This window comes from Kitasatospora phosalacinea, from assembly GCF_030268885.1.
In the GTDB taxonomy this organism is placed as follows: domain Bacteria; phylum Actinomycetota; class Actinomycetes; order Streptomycetales; family Streptomycetaceae; genus Kitasatospora; species Kitasatospora phosalacinea_C.
Genome location: NZ_BSSA01000016.1, coordinates 43,646 through 56,509, shown reverse-complemented (window position 1 = coordinate 56,509; position 12,864 = coordinate 43,646). Strand labels below are relative to the sequence as shown.

The 12,864-nt window shown below is 71.7% G+C and carries 11 protein-coding genes, 2 tRNA genes and 1 riboswitch; of the genes, 3 read left to right on the top strand and 10 right to left on the bottom strand.

Going from position 1 to position 12,864, the window contains the following annotated elements:
* Positions 1–54: 54 nt before the first annotated feature.
* From clpX to QSK52_RS22385, 5 genes are all read right to left on the bottom strand, one after another.
* Entirely contained in the window at positions 55–1,341 is a 1,287-nt protein-coding gene (clpX, locus tag QSK52_RS22405; protein ID WP_033250235.1) for an ATP-dependent Clp protease ATP-binding subunit ClpX, read from the bottom strand.
* Between the two features lie 279 nt (positions 1,342–1,620).
* On the bottom strand, positions 1,621–2,283 hold the full coding sequence (locus tag QSK52_RS22400) for an ATP-dependent Clp protease proteolytic subunit (RefSeq protein WP_285737911.1): 663 nt from the start codon (positions 2,281–2,283) through the stop codon (positions 1,621–1,623).
* Positions 2,284–2,327: 44 nt separating this feature from the next.
* Positions 2,328–2,957 (bottom strand): ATP-dependent Clp protease proteolytic subunit, encoded by a 630-nt coding sequence (locus tag QSK52_RS22395; RefSeq protein ID WP_285738023.1) that lies wholly within the window; start codon positions 2,955–2,957, stop codon positions 2,328–2,330.
* A 245-nt stretch (positions 2,958–3,202) separates the two neighbouring features.
* Entirely contained in the window at positions 3,203–4,594 is a 1,392-nt protein-coding gene (gene tig / locus QSK52_RS22390; RefSeq protein ID WP_285737910.1) for a trigger factor, read from the bottom strand.
* 211 nt (positions 4,595–4,805) lie between these two features.
* Positions 4,806–4,879, bottom strand: a tRNA-Pro gene (locus tag QSK52_RS22385).
* Between the two features lie 151 nt (positions 4,880–5,030).
* Here QSK52_RS22385 and QSK52_RS22380 point away from each other — a divergent pair.
* Positions 5,031–5,104 (top strand) — tRNA-Gly (locus QSK52_RS22380).
* Positions 5,105–5,214: 110 nt separating this feature from the next.
* On the opposite strand, the gene QSK52_RS22375 is transcribed toward QSK52_RS22380, so the two are convergent.
* From QSK52_RS22375 to QSK52_RS22365, 3 genes are all read right to left on the bottom strand, one after another.
* Positions 5,215–6,207 (bottom strand): LysM peptidoglycan-binding domain-containing M23 family metallopeptidase, encoded by a 993-nt coding sequence (locus QSK52_RS22375; RefSeq protein WP_285737909.1) that lies wholly within the window; start codon positions 6,205–6,207, stop codon positions 5,215–5,217.
* 5 nt (positions 6,208–6,212) lie between these two features.
* A riboswitch (cyclic di-AMP (ydaO/yuaA leader) is annotated at positions 6,213–6,332 on the bottom strand.
* A gap of 402 nt (positions 6,333–6,734) precedes the next feature.
* On the bottom strand, positions 6,735–6,929 hold the full coding sequence (locus QSK52_RS22370; RefSeq protein WP_285737908.1) for a hypothetical protein: 195 nt from the start codon (positions 6,927–6,929) through the stop codon (positions 6,735–6,737).
* A 429-nt stretch (positions 6,930–7,358) separates the two neighbouring features.
* A complete protein-coding gene (locus QSK52_RS22365) occupies positions 7,359–8,570 on the bottom strand; it encodes a PP2C family protein-serine/threonine phosphatase (RefSeq protein WP_285737907.1) in 1,212 nt (403 codons plus the stop codon).
* Positions 8,571–8,729: 159 nt separating this feature from the next.
* On the opposite strand from QSK52_RS22365, the gene QSK52_RS22360 reads away from it, so the two are divergent.
* Complete coding sequence (locus QSK52_RS22360) at positions 8,730–9,983, top strand: GNAT family N-acetyltransferase (RefSeq protein ID WP_285737906.1); 1,254 nt, start codon at positions 8,730–8,732, stop codon at positions 9,981–9,983.
* Between the two features lie 45 nt (positions 9,984–10,028).
* On the opposite strand, the gene QSK52_RS22355 is transcribed toward QSK52_RS22360, so the two are convergent.
* Positions 10,029–10,514: a ribose-5-phosphate isomerase gene (locus QSK52_RS22355; protein WP_285737905.1), complete on the bottom strand. Its 486-nt coding sequence runs from the start codon at positions 10,512–10,514 to the stop codon at positions 10,029–10,031.
* 71 nt (positions 10,515–10,585) lie between these two features.
* Positions 10,586–11,182: a biotin transporter BioY gene (locus QSK52_RS22350; protein WP_285737904.1), complete on the bottom strand. Its 597-nt coding sequence runs from the start codon at positions 11,180–11,182 to the stop codon at positions 10,586–10,588.
* A gap of 276 nt (positions 11,183–11,458) precedes the next feature.
* On the opposite strand from QSK52_RS22350, the gene QSK52_RS22345 reads away from it, so the two are divergent.
* Complete coding sequence (locus QSK52_RS22345) at positions 11,459–12,856, top strand: amino acid permease (protein WP_285737903.1); 1,398 nt, start codon at positions 11,459–11,461, stop codon at positions 12,854–12,856.
* Positions 12,857–12,864: the final 8 nt, after the last annotated feature.

Sequence of the window (12,864 nt, the reverse complement as noted above, 5' to 3'; positions counted from 1 at the left end):
GCACCGTCGGACGGTGCGGGGCCCTGCTGCGTCAGCCGTCGGCCGGGCGGCGGATCAGGCGCTCTTGTCCCGGCGCTCGCGCTTGATCATGTCGCGCGGGACGAGGGTCGGGATGGCGTGCTTGGAGACGACGTCCCCGGTGACCACCACGCGGGCGACGTCCTGCCGGGACGGGACCTCGTACATCACGGACATCAGCACCTCCTCCATGATGGCCCGCAGACCGCGTGCGCCGGTGCCGCGCAGGATCGCCTGGTCGGCGATCGCCTCCAGCGCGTCCCGGGTGAACTCCAGCTCCACGCCGTCGAGTTCGAACAGCTTGCGGTACTGCTTCACCAGCGCGTTCTTCGGCTCGGTGAGGATCTGCAGCAGCGCCTCGCGGTCCAGGTTGTGCACGCTGGTGATGACGGGGAGGCGGCCGATGAACTCCGGGATCATCCCGAACTTCACCAGGTCCTCCGGCATCACCTGGCGGAAGTGGTCCGCCGAGTCGACCTCGCGCTTGGAGCGGATGGTCGCGCCGAAGCCGATGCCCTTGGCGCCGGCCCGGCCCTCGATGATCCGCTCCAGGCCCGCGAACGCACCGCCCACGATGAACAGCACGTTGGTGGTGTCGATCTGGATGAACTCCTGGTGCGGGTGCTTGCGGCCGCCCTGCGGCGGCACCGAGGCGGTGGTGCCCTCCAGGATCTTCAGCAGCGCCTGCTGCACGCCCTCGCCGGAGACGTCCCGGGTGATCGACGGGTTCTCGCTCTTGCGGGCGACCTTGTCGATCTCGTCGATGTAGATGATCCCGGTCTCGGCCTTCTTGACGTCGTAGTCGGCCGCCTGGATCAGCTTCAGCAGGATGTTCTCGACGTCCTCGCCGACGTAGCCGGCCTCGGTCAGCGCCGTGGCGTCCGCGATCGCGAACGGCACGTTCAGCATCCGGGCCAGGGTCTGCGCCAGCAGCGTCTTGCCGGAGCCGGTCGGGCCCAGCAGCAGGATGTTGGACTTGGCCAGCTCGATCGCGTCGTCCCGGCCGCTGCCGGAGCGCCCGGCCTCACCGGCCTGGACGCGCTTGTAGTGGTTGTAGACCGCGACCGACAGCGCCTTCTTGGCGAGGTCCTGGCCGACCACGTACTGGTCGAGGAACTCGTAGATCTCGCGGGGCTTCGGGAGTTCCTCGAAGCGCACCTCGGAGCTCTCGGCGAGCTCCTCCTCGATGATCTCGTTGCACAGGTCGATGCACTCATCGCAGATGTACACGCCTGGCCCGGCGATCAGCTTCTTCACCTGCTTCTGCGACTTGCCGCAGAACGAGCACTTGAGCAGGTCGCCACCGTCTCCGATGCGTGCCACGAGGTGCTTCCCCTTCGCCAGGGGCCCCGCGGGGGTCGGGGCCTGGTGCTGTGAGACCGGCTTCGCCGTCGGCGGTCGGTCTGGTATCCGACGGTACTCTGCCGAGCCGCTGTTTCCGCCGACTTCGACCGCTCTGCCCTACGCCCTGGGCGAATTGATACCGAACAGATGCCGTCGCGGGCGCATGGACCCGACTGCCCATTGTGCGGGACGGACGCCCGGACCGGAACGCCCCGGGGTGGTGCGTACGTCACGTACGCACCACCCCGGGGCGGCGGGTCAGTCGGTGTACGAGTTCTTCCGGGTCGAGACGATCTGGTCGATCAGCCCGTACTCCAGCGACTCCTCGGCGGTGAGGATCTTGTCGCGCTCGATGTCCTCGCGGACCTGGTCGACCGTCTTGGTCGAGTGCTTGGCCAGCATGGTCTCCAGCTGCTCGCGCATCCGGAAGATCTCCTTGGCCTGGATCTCCAGGTCCGACACCTGACCGCGGCCGGTCTCGGTGTACGGCTGGTGGATCAGCACCCGGGCGTTCGGCAGCGCGAGGCGCTTGCCGGGGGTGCCCGCGGCCAGGATCACCGCGGCGGCCGAGGCGGCCTGGCCCATGCAGACCGTCTGGATGTCCGGCTTCACGAACTGCATGGTGTCGTAGATCGCGGTCAGCGCGGTGAACGAGCCGCCGGGCGAGTTGATGTAGAGCGAGATGTCCCGGTCCGGGTCCATCGACTCCAGGCAGATCAGCTGCGCCATGATGTCGTTCGCCGAGACGTCGTCCACCTGCGAACCGAGGAAGATGATGCGCTCCTCGAACAGCTTGGCGTACGGGTCGTACTCGCGGATGCCCTGCGAGGTGCGCTCGACGAAGCGCGGGACGATGTAGCGGCCCTCGGCGCGCATGTCCTCCAGGCGGGCCTTGGCGCCCGACAGGCTGGGGATGTTCATGGTTTCTGGTCCTCCGAAGCGTGCGGTCAGGGATGCGTTGCCGGTCAGCCGGCCAGGCCGGCGCCGGTGCCGCCGCCGCCCGGGACGTCCGCGGCGCTGTGCATGATCTCGTCGATCAGGCCGTACGCCTTGGCCTCCTCCGGGGTGAACCAGCGGTCGCGGTCGGAGTCCGCGGTGATCTGGTCGAAGGACTGGCCGCTGTGGAAGGCGATGAGCTCCGACATCCGCTTCTTGGTGCGCAGCAGCTGCTCGGCCTGGATCCGGATGTCGGTGGCGGAACCGCCGAGGCCCGCGGAGGGCTGGTGCATCAGGATGTTGGCGTTCGGCAGCGAGAAGCGCTTGCCCTTGGCGCCCGCGGTCAGCAGGAACTGGCCCATCGACGCCGCCATGCCCATCGCGATGGTCACCACGTCGTTCTTGATGTACTGCATGGTGTCGTAGATCGCCATGCCCGCCGAGATGGATCCACCCGGGGAGTTGATGTAGAGGTAGATGTCCTTGTCCGGGTCCGCCGCGAGCAGCAGCAGCTGGGCGGTGATCTTGTTGGCGATGTCGTCGTCGACCTGCTGGCCGAGGAAGATGATGCGCTCGTTGAGCAGCCGGTTGTAGACCTGGTCGCCCAGGCCGCCACCCACGTCGCCGCCGGCGGCGTGCGGTGCCATCAGGCCAGGCATCTGCATCTGCGGGAACGTCACTTAGCCACCTGCTCAGTCGATCTGTGTGTGTCGCTGTTCAACGACCCTAACGCGCAGGCCCCGTCGCTGAATCCCCCACGCAGAACTGTTCGCTGTGAGCGCAGGGTGAGCGGCACGGACCCGCACCACCCGTGCCGGGGCAAGCCGAACGGGCCCGGACACCGTGCGGTGTCCGGGCCCGTTCCCGGTGCGGGTGCCCGCCGGCGGACCGGCGGTCAGGAGGCTCAGGCCTCGGCGGACTCCTCGGAGGTCTCCTCCGCGGCGGCCTCGGCGGCCTCGGTGGTCTCCTCCTCGTCGTCCTCGAAGGAGACGGTCTCGCCGTTGGTGTCGGTCACCTTGGCGGCCTCGACCACCAGGGCCAGCGCCTTGCCGCGGGCGACCTCGCCGACCAGCAGCTGCACCTGGCCGCCCTGGACGACCTGCTGGGCGAACTGGTCCGGGGTCAGGCCGGAGCCGGCGGCGCGACGGATGAGGTGCTCGGTGAGCTCCTCCTGGTTGACGCCCAGCTCCTCGTTCTTGACGATCTGGTCCAGCACGAACTGGGTCTTGATGCCCTTCTTCGCCTGCTCCTCGGTCTCCTTGTCGTAGTCCTCGCGGGACTTGTCCTGGGAGGCGAGGTAGGTGTCGAGGGTCAGGCCCATCGGCTCCAGCTGGTGGTGCTCCAGGTTGTGCTTGCGGGTGCCGATCTCGTCCGCGAGCAGCTTCTCCGGGTACTCCATCTCGACGCGCGCGAGCAGCTCGTCGAGGACCTTCTCCTGGGCCTGGGTGGCCTGGTCGAACTCCTTCATGCGCTCCAGGCGCTTGACGGAGTCGGCGCGGAGCTCCTCCAGGGTGTCGAACTCGCTCGCCAGCTGCGCGAACTCGTCGTCCAGCTCGGGGAGTTCCTTCTCCTGGACGGTGGTCACAGTGACGGTGACCTCGGAGTCCTTGCCGACCTGGGTGCCGCCCTTGAGGGTGGTGGTGAAGGTCTTGGACTCGCCGGCCGACAGGCCGATGACGGCCTCGTCGATGCCGTCCAGCAGGCGGCCGGAGCCGATCTCGTAGCTCACGCCGGTGGCGGTGCCGTCCTCCGGCACCTCACCGTCGACCTTGGCCTCCAGGTCGATCACGACGATGTCGCCCTCGGCGGCGGCGCGCTCGACGTCCTTGACGGAGGCGAAGCGCTCGCGCAGCTGCTCCAGGGACTTCTCGACGTCCTCGTCGCTGACCTCGATCGGGTCGACCACGACCTCGATCTCGGAGAACTCGGGCAGGGTGACCTCGGGGCGCACGTCGACCTCGGCGGTGAACTTGAGGTCACCGCCGTCGACCAGGTTCTCGACACCCTCGATCTCGGTGATGTCGGGCTGGCCCAGGACGTCGATCTGGCCCTCGTCGACGGCCTGCGTGTAGAAGCGCGGAAGCGCGTCGTTGACGGCCTCCTCCAGCACCGCGCCACGACCGAAGCGCTGGTCGATCACCTTGTTCGGGATCTTGCCCTTGCGGAAACCCGGAACGGTGACCTGCTGGTTGATCTTCTTGTACGCCGCGTCGAGGCTGGGCTTGAGCTCCTCGAAGGGCACCTCGACGGTGAGTCGAACCCGAGTGGGGTTCAGAGTCTCGACGGCGCTCTTCACGGTTGGGTCTCCTAGGGGGCTTGCGGTCAGGGCGATAGGCGGTTGGGGCTGCATTGCTGTCCGTACTACCGCCAGCGATCCATCCTACCGGTACCACGAAAGCGACTGTGCCCGGCACCTGGGTGGGCGGAGGACGGGGGGCGACTGCCGCCGCGGTCCCGCCGCAACGACAACAGGGCCCCGCCCGCTGACGAGACCCTGCCGCACACGGTCGGGGTGACCGGATTCGAACCGACGGCCTTCCGCTCCCAAAGCGGACGCGCTACCAACCTGCGCCACACCCCGTGGTGCCGAGCAGAAGAGTACACGTCGACCCGCCCCCGGCCGGGGCGATATCGGCGAGCGACAACGGGGAAGGAGTGTGCAATCCACCGACCCGACCAGGTACGCTGGGGCCGTCCGCACCACCCCACGGGTTGGCGGCGGACGTTGCGTTGCGGGTGTAGCTCAATGGTAGAGCCCCAGTCTTCCAAACTGGTCACGCGAGTTCGATTCTCGTCACCCGCTCCACGAGAGGGCCCCGACCGCGCCGCGGTCGGGGCCCTCGCCGTTCCCCGTGCGCCCGGAAAGCCCGAAGGCCCCGCGCAGCGGATCGCGGGGCCTTCGGGTGGTGCCGGGGGTCAGACGTTGACGCCGTGGGCCGCCAGGTAGGCGACGGGGTCGATGTCGGAGCCGTAGTCCGGGGTGGTGCGGATCTCGAAGTGCAGGTGCGGACCGGTCACGTTGCCGGTGGCGCCGGAGAGGCCGATCTGCTGGCCCGCGGTCACGGTCTGGCCGGCCGAGACGGAGATCGAGGACAGGTGCGCGTACTGGGCGTACTTGCCGTCGGCGAGCTTGATGACGACCTGGTTGCCGTAGGCGCCGCCGTTGCCGGCCGAGACCACGGTGCCGTTGGCGACGGCCTTCAGGCTGGTGCCGGTGGCGACCGGGAAGTCGATGCCGGTGTGGTAGCCGCTGGACCAGTTGGAGCCCGCCACCTTGTAACCGGTGGTGACGCCGCCCGGCGCGGGGGCGACGTAGCCGGAGGTGGAGCTCGCCGAGGTGGTGGCGGTGGTGGTCGACGGCTTCGCGGAGGAGGACGACGGGGTGGTCGACTTCTGCGTCTGGGTCTGCGCCTGGACCTGGGTCCGGGTCTGGGTCTTCGCGGCGGCGGTGCCGCTCGACTTGGTCGAGGCCTTCGGGGCCGCGGTGGTGGCCGCGGCGTCCGAGGAGGACGGGGTCGTCGCGGCGGCCTTGCCGTTGACGGTCAGCTGCTGGCCCGGGTAGATCAGGTTCGGGTTGCCGCCGATGACCGAGCGGTTGTCCTGGTAGAGCTTCTCCCAGCCGCCGTCCACGTTCTTCGCGGTGGCGATCTTGGAGAGGGTGTCGCCGGACGCGACCTTGTAGGTCTGCGCGGCGGCCGGGGCGGCCTGCTCGGCGGTGGTGTCGGCGACCGGGGTCGCGTCGACCGAGACGTTGGCCCACTGGCGGCCGCCGTCCTGGTGGTCGGTGGTGCCGTGCGCGGAGGCGGCGCTGACCGGGAGGCCGACGGCGGCGCCGACGACTCCGGCGGCGATGGCGATGCGGGCGACGGTGGCCAGGCGCTGCTTGCGGTGCTTGCCCTGAGCGGACATGAAGCTGTTCCTCTCCGACGCCTGCGAGGTGAGCTGTCGGGTTCGGGCGAGAGTTGCCCGGCCGCGTTCTCCGCGGCTTCACCCCGAGCCGGTCCCGTGCGTTCCGGGTCCGGCGTACTACCTGTGGTTCCCCCGCTCCTGCCGTGGCGTGGTGTCTGGTCGGCACCGGACGGCGGCAGGACTAGGCGTTCCGCTCGGTGGCCCACCCGGCCGATGTCCGGGTTGCGGAGGAAGCAAAACCCACGGCTCGCGAAGCTGGCAAGCGCCGAAAGGCCCCGTCCCCGAGCTCGGGAGGGGGCTGACGGTCCGCCAGGTCACGCTGCGCCACCACCGGGCTGCGCTGTGCGTACGGGATCATGACGGTGCGCCCACGAACGGCGTACGGTGGGCGACTTCGGCCACCGTGCGCGCCCGGGCGCTGACCTGGCGTGACGGATCGGGTGACCCTGGTCACCCGCGGGTGGGACCTTCGGACGGTCGGAGGGTGTCTTCCGTCCGCCGGAGGGCGTTCTCCGGGGTCGGGCCGGTCAGCCCGCGATGCCGGAGATGGCCTTGGAGACGGACTCCAGGAACTGGCTGATCGGGGCGGCCATGTTCGACTGGTTGAGCATGAAGCCGAACAGGGCCGCGATCACGGCGTGGCCGGGCTTCAGTTGCTTGTTGCGGATGAAGATCGCAACGATGATGCCGAACAGGACCAGGGCGGAGACGGAGAAGGCCACCGGACTCACTTCCTCGATTCGTGGCGGGGATTCGGGTCGGAACCGGCGACGGCTCCGGGCGGAAACCGGCCCGTGCCCCCCGTGTCCCCACCACTCCATCCGGACTCAGTGTGGTCGCTCGTGCGGAGTGCGTAAAGGACTTGCCCCGTCCCCCGGGGCCCCAACCCGCGTGGCAGGGCTGATTTTCGCCGACCGTGACGATAGCGGACGGGTTCTGACGGGCCGTCGGCGGGAGGCCGTCCGCCGCGGTGGCGGCGGCAAAGCGGCAGGCAGACCGGTTACCCGCCCACCGGCCGGGTATGCCAGGGGAATTGGCCGAAGATCAACGTCCGGGTTTGACACTCCGTGGACACCTCGTGCGCACCGTTCCTCCGCGCCGGACGGCGCGGTCGGCCGCGGTCGGCCGCGGTCGGCAGCGGTCGGCGGCGGTCAGCGGCGCCAGACCAGCAGCACGGCGCGGTCGTCGTTGACGTGCTTGGCCACGCTGTCGATCAGCCGGACCGCGGCCCCGGAGCGCCCGGCCACCGGGGTGGTGGCGACCAGCCGGTCGGCCTCGCCCATCAGCCGGTCCATGCCCTCGCCCAGGTCCCGGCCGGGGATCTCCACCATGCCGTCGGTGCACAGCATCAGCACGTCGCCGGAACCCAAAGTACCGCGCACGCCTTCGAACTTGGCGCCGTCGTAGACGCCGAGCAGCGGCCCCTCGGCCTCCTTGACCTCCCAGCGCCCGGCCCCGGCGAGCCGGTGCATGCCGGGCAGGTGCCCGGCGGAGAGGAGTTCGTACTCGCCGGTGTCCAGGTCGAGGACCAGGTGGACGGCGGTGGCGAAGCCCTCGGCCCAGTCCTGGCGCAGCAGGTAGCCGTTGGCGGCGGGGAGGAAGTCGTGGGCGGGCAGCGAGCCGAGCAGTCCGCCGAAGGCGCCGGAGAGCAGCAGGGCGCGGCTGCCCGCGTCCATGCCCTTGCCGGAGACGTCGGCGAGGACGACCTCCAGCACCCGGCGGCCGGGGCCGGTGCGGGCGGCGACCATGAAGTCGCCGGAGAAGGACTGGCCGCCGGCCGGGCGCAGCGCGGTGTCGGTGTGCCAGCCGTCCGGCAGCTTCGGGACGCGGCCCTGCACCCGGATCCGTTCGCGCAGGTCGAACAGCATGGTGGAGCCGCCGCGCCAGGGCACGCCGATCCGGCGGCGGAACTGGGCGACCAGCAGCCCGGCGACGCCGACCGCGCCGACCACCAGCGCGGCGCCGGGGGTGACGCCGTGGGTGTACGCCTCGGGACGCTGGCTGGCCACCCGCTCCCCGGTGTGCACCACGGACTCGGTGACCAGGCCGCCCGCCGCGACGGCGTACAGCAGCACCAGGGTGCCGGGGCGCAGCAGCAGCGCGCCCGCCAGGATCGGCAGGACCAGGGCGGTGGGCGGGGCCCAGTCGGGGACGAGGATGTTGAGCAGCACCAGCAGCGGGACGACCAGGGCGAGCGCGGCGAACGCCCACCAGTCGGCGCCGTCGCCGCGGAAGTAGTCGACGCCGGTGCGGCGCAGCCTGCGCCGGGCCCGGTACAGCGTCGCGCGCAGCCGGGCCGTCACGGGTTCGCGGGACGGGCGGCCGTCCCGGCCCGTCGCACTGGGACGCGCGCTGCCGGCCATGGGGACCGACCTTATCCACCGCCGGTGCCCGCGTCGACGGGGTGGGTGGCACCGGGTGCAGCGGGGGGTGGCACGCCCGGCGGGTTTCGGCCGCCCGGGACACGTCAGGGGCGCGGTTATTCGCTCGCCGGGCCCCGACCCGGCTGGTAGGCAGGCGGCATGACGACACGACACCCCGAGCTGACCGTCCGGCCGCTGCGCGCCGAGGAGTGGGAGACCTGGTACCGGAGCGTGGAGGTGGCCTTCGGCGGTACCGAGGAGGCGCCCGAGGCCCGGGAGCTGTGGCGACGGCTGATCGACGCGGAGCGCACGCTGGTGGCCTGCGCGGACGGTCGGCCGGTGGGCGGGACGACGTCGTTCGACTTCCGGCTGGTGGTGCCGGGCGGCGCGGTGCTCCCGGCGGCGGGGGTGGCCGCGGTCGGCGTGCTGCCGACCCACCGGCGGCGGGGCGCGCTGAGCGCGCTGATGCGCCGCCAGCTGGACGACGTGCGGGCGGCCGGGGAGCCGCTGGCGGTGCTGACGGCCTCCGAGCCGGCGATCTACGGCCGCTTCGGGTACGGCCCGGCCACCCGGAAGGCCGTGGTGTCGGCGCTGCGCGGCCGGGTGCGGCTGCGCACGCCGGAGCGCGACGGCGAGGTGGTGCTGCGGCTGGCCGACCCGGTGGCCGAACTGCCGCGCTGCGAGGAGCTGTACGCCCGGCTGGCCCCCGCCCGTCCCGGCACCCTGCTGCGGCGGCCGGGCTGGGAGGACTGGGCGGTGCTGGACGCGCCGGCCGACCGGGACGGCTTCTCCCCGCTGCAGTGCGTGCTGGCCGAGGACGCGGGGAGCGGTGAACTGCTGGGCTACGCCCGGTACGCGGTGAAGCCGGAGTGGACCGACCGGGGCGCGGCCGGGGTGGTGCGGGTGCGGGTGGTGCAGGCCGAACGGCCGTGGGTGGCGGCCCGGTTGTGGGAGTTCCTGCTGGACCTGGACCTGACCGAGCGGGTGGAGGCGCACAACCTGCCGGTGGACGACGCGCTGCTGCACCTGGTGTCGGACGTCCGGCACCTGGTGCCGCGGATCGTGGACGGGATGTACGTGCGGCTGGTGGACCTGCCGGTGGCGCTGGAGGCGCGCGGCTACCCGGCGGCGGTGGACGTGGTGCTGGAGGTGACCGACGCGTTCTGCCCGTGGAACGCCGGGCGTTGGCGGCTGACAGCGGTGCCGGGCGGACCGGTCTCCTGCGTGCGGACCGGCAAGGCGGCCGAACTGGCGCTGGACGTCCGCGAGTTGGGCTCGGCGTACCTGGGCGGGGGCTCGCTGGCGGCGCTGGCCGCGGCGGGCCTGGTGCGGGAGTTGCGGCCGGGGGCGCTGGAGCCGGCCTCGGCGGCGTTCCGCTCGGTGCTGGAGCCCTGGCTGCCGCACGGCTTCTGAGCACGACGGCGCGGGGGACGCCCGGGCGGGCGTCCCCCCGTCGGCTCAGCCCTGCGGGTGGTGGGCCGGGATCGGCGGGAGCTCGCCGGTGGTCTCGTACTCGGAGAGCATCTCGATCCGGCGGGTGTGCCGCGGCTCGCCGCTGTACGGGGTGTTGAGGAAGATCTCGACGAACTTGGTGGACTCCTCGACGGTGTGCATCCGGCCGCCGATCGAGATCACGTTGGCGTTGTTGTGCTCGCGGCCGAGGGCGGCGGTCTGCTCGCTCCAGGCGAGGGCGGCCCGGACGCCCTTGACCTTGTTGGCGGCGATCGCCTCGCCGTTGCCGGAGCCGCCGATCACCACGCCCAGCGACTCGGGGTCGGCGGCGGTGCGCTCGGCCGCCCGGAGGCAGAACGGCGGGTAGTCGTCCTCGGCGTCGTAGACGTGCGGGCCGCAGTCGACCGGTTCGTGACCGGCCCCCTTCAGCCACTCGACGAGGTGGTTCTTCAGTTCGTATCCGGCGTGGTCGGAGCCCAGGTAGACGCGCATGACCACGAGTGTGACATGCCGCCGGGCCCGCTCCCCGACAGGGGCGCGGACCCGGCGGCGGTGACGCTGCGTCAGCGGCGGCCGAGCAGCTTCCAGGTGAGCGGCAGGGCGCCCATCGCGAGCACCACCTTGAGCGCGTCGCCGACCAGGTACGGGTACAGGCCGAGGTGGGCGGCCTTCGCCAGCGGGACGTCCAGGGCGAAGGCGAGGTAGGGCACGCCGATGGCGTAGATGGCCAGGCTGCCGAGCGCCATCGCCCCGGCGGTGGCCAGCGGGCTGCGGTCGGCGCCGCGGCGGGCCAGCGCGCCGGTCAGCGCGGCGGCGACCACGAAACCGATCACGTAGCCGAGGGTGGCCAGGCCGGCGCCCGAGGTGCCCTGGGCGAACCAGGGCAGGCCCGCCATGCCCGCCGCCAGGTAGAGGCCGAGGGCGGCGGCGCCGCGGCGGGCGCCGAGCGCGGTGCCGACCAGCAGCGCGGCGAAGGTCTGCCCGGTGACCGGCACCGGCGAGCCGGGGACGGGCACCGAGAGCTGGGCGGCCAGGCCGGTCAGCGCGGCGCCGCCGGTCACCAGGGCCAGGTCGCGGGCGCGGGCGCCGAGCCGGGTGGCGGCCTGCGGCAGCAGGTCGGCGAGGACGGCGGTGGACGGTGTCGGCGCGGCGATGGCCATGGCTGCTCCCTGGGCTCCGGTGCGGGTGATCACCTGCGAACCTACGCGCTGTCAGGTGCTTCGCGCCGCGTCGGCCGTGACAAAAGCCGACCGCTCCGGCTTGTCGGATCCGGCCTGTGACCGGGCCCTCACCCTCGCTACGTGTACACGACAGGACACCCTGTGTCAGGATTCCGTCCGGATGGCGGTACCGCCTGGGATGTCCACATCCCTTGCCGAATAGTGGACAGACCTCCGTGAACACGACCAATCCGTCGAACAGTCTGGAATCGTCGCATGACCCGCACCCCCACCCCCGATACCGCGCCCGCCCGGGAGTCGGCCACCGAGGACGCGGGCCTGTCCCACGGGCTCAGGCAGCGCCACCTGTCGATGATCGCGCTCGGCGGCGTGATCGGCGCCGGGCTGTTCGTCGGCTCGGGCGCCGGGATCGCCGCGGCCGGGCCGGCCGTGGTGCTGGCCTTCGCCGCCTCCGGGCTGCTGGTGATGCTGGTGATGCGGATGCTCGGCGAGATGTCCGCGGCCCGCCCCGCCTCCGGCTCCTTCTCGGTGCACGCCGAGCGGGAGATCGCCCCGTGGGCCGGGTTCACCGTCGGCTGGCTGTTCTGGGTGCTGCTGTGCGTGGGCGTCGCGGTGGAGGCGATCGGTGCGGCCGGGATCGTCTCCGGCTGGCTGCCCGGCGTGCCGTCCTGGGCCTGGGTCGCGGTCTTCATGGCCTTCTTCTGCCTGACCAACCTGGCCGCCGTCCGCAACTTCGGCGAGTTCGAGTTCTGGTTCGCCGCGATCAAGGTGCTGGCCATCAGCGCCTTCCTGGTGATCGGCGTGCTGGCGATCTGCGGCCTGCTGCCCGACACCCCCGCCCCGGGGCTGAGCAACCTGACCGGCCACGGCGGCTTCCTCCCGAACGGGGCCGGCGGCCTGATCACCGGCCTGCTCGCCTCGGTCTTCGCGTACGGCGGCCTGGAGACCGTCACCATCGCCGCCGCCGAGTCCGAGGACCCGCGGCGCAGCGTGGCGGTCGCGGTGCGCACCGCCATGTGGCGGATCGCGCTGTTCTACGTCGGCTCGATGGCGGTGATCGTCACCCTCGTCCCGTGGGACGACCCGGCGGTGGTCAAGCCCGGCCCGTACGTCGCGGTGCTGGACGCACTGGGCATCCCGGGCGCCGCGCAGCTGATGAACGTGGTGGTGCTGATCGCGCTGCTGTCCGCGATGAACGCCAACATCTACGGCGCCTCGCGGATGGCGCACTCGCTGATCGCCCGCGGCCACGGTCCGGCCGGGCTGTCCCGGATCTCCGGCGGGGTGCCGCGGCGCGCGGTGCTGGCCTCCTGCGGGTTCGGGTTCCTGGCGGTGCTGCTCTCCTACTGGTGGCCGGAGACGGTGTTCTCCTGGCTGCTGAACATGGTCGGCGCCGCGGTCCTGGTGGTCTGGGCGTTCATCTGCGCGGCCCAGCTGCGGATGCGGCGCCACCTGTCGGCCGGGCAACTGCCGGTCCGGATGTGGGCGTTCCCGTACCTGACCTACCTGGCGCTGGCCGCGATCCTGGCGGTGCTGGTGCTGATGACGCTGGACTCCGCCAACCGCGTGCAGCTCTACTTCACGGCGGGGCTGACACTGGCGCTGGCCGTGGTCGGGGCGCTGCGCGGCCGGCGGCGGGCGGTCGCGCCCTGACGGCGACG

What these genes read in the sequence shown, in the direction of transcription:
- QSK52_RS22355 (WP_285737905.1), bottom strand. Translation starts at nt 10,514, where the DNA reads ATGCGCGTCTACCTGGGCTCCGACCACGCCGGATACGAACTGAAGAAC.
- QSK52_RS22345 (WP_285737903.1), top strand. Translation starts at nt 11,459, where the DNA reads ATGACCCGCACCCCCACCCCCGATACCGCGCCCGCCCGGGAGTCGGCC.
- QSK52_RS22350 (WP_285737904.1), bottom strand. Translation starts at nt 11,182, where the DNA reads ATGGCCATCGCCGCGCCGACACCGTCCACCGCCGTCCTCGCCGACCTG.
- QSK52_RS22400 (WP_285737911.1), bottom strand. Translation starts at nt 2,283, where the DNA reads ATGAACATCCCCAGCCTGTCGGGCGCCAAGGCCCGCCTGGAGGACATG.
- QSK52_RS22395 (WP_285738023.1), bottom strand. Translation starts at nt 2,957, where the DNA reads ATGCCTGGCCTGATGGCACCGCACGCCGCCGGCGGCGACGTGGGTGGC.
- QSK52_RS22360 (WP_285737906.1), top strand. Translation starts at nt 8,730, where the DNA reads ATGACGACACGACACCCCGAGCTGACCGTCCGGCCGCTGCGCGCCGAG.
- QSK52_RS22365 (WP_285737907.1), bottom strand. Translation starts at nt 8,570, where the DNA reads ATGGCCGGCAGCGCGCGTCCCAGTGCGACGGGCCGGGACGGCCGCCCG.
- QSK52_RS22375 (WP_285737909.1), bottom strand. Translation starts at nt 6,207, where the DNA reads ATGTCCGCTCAGGGCAAGCACCGCAAGCAGCGCCTGGCCACCGTCGCC.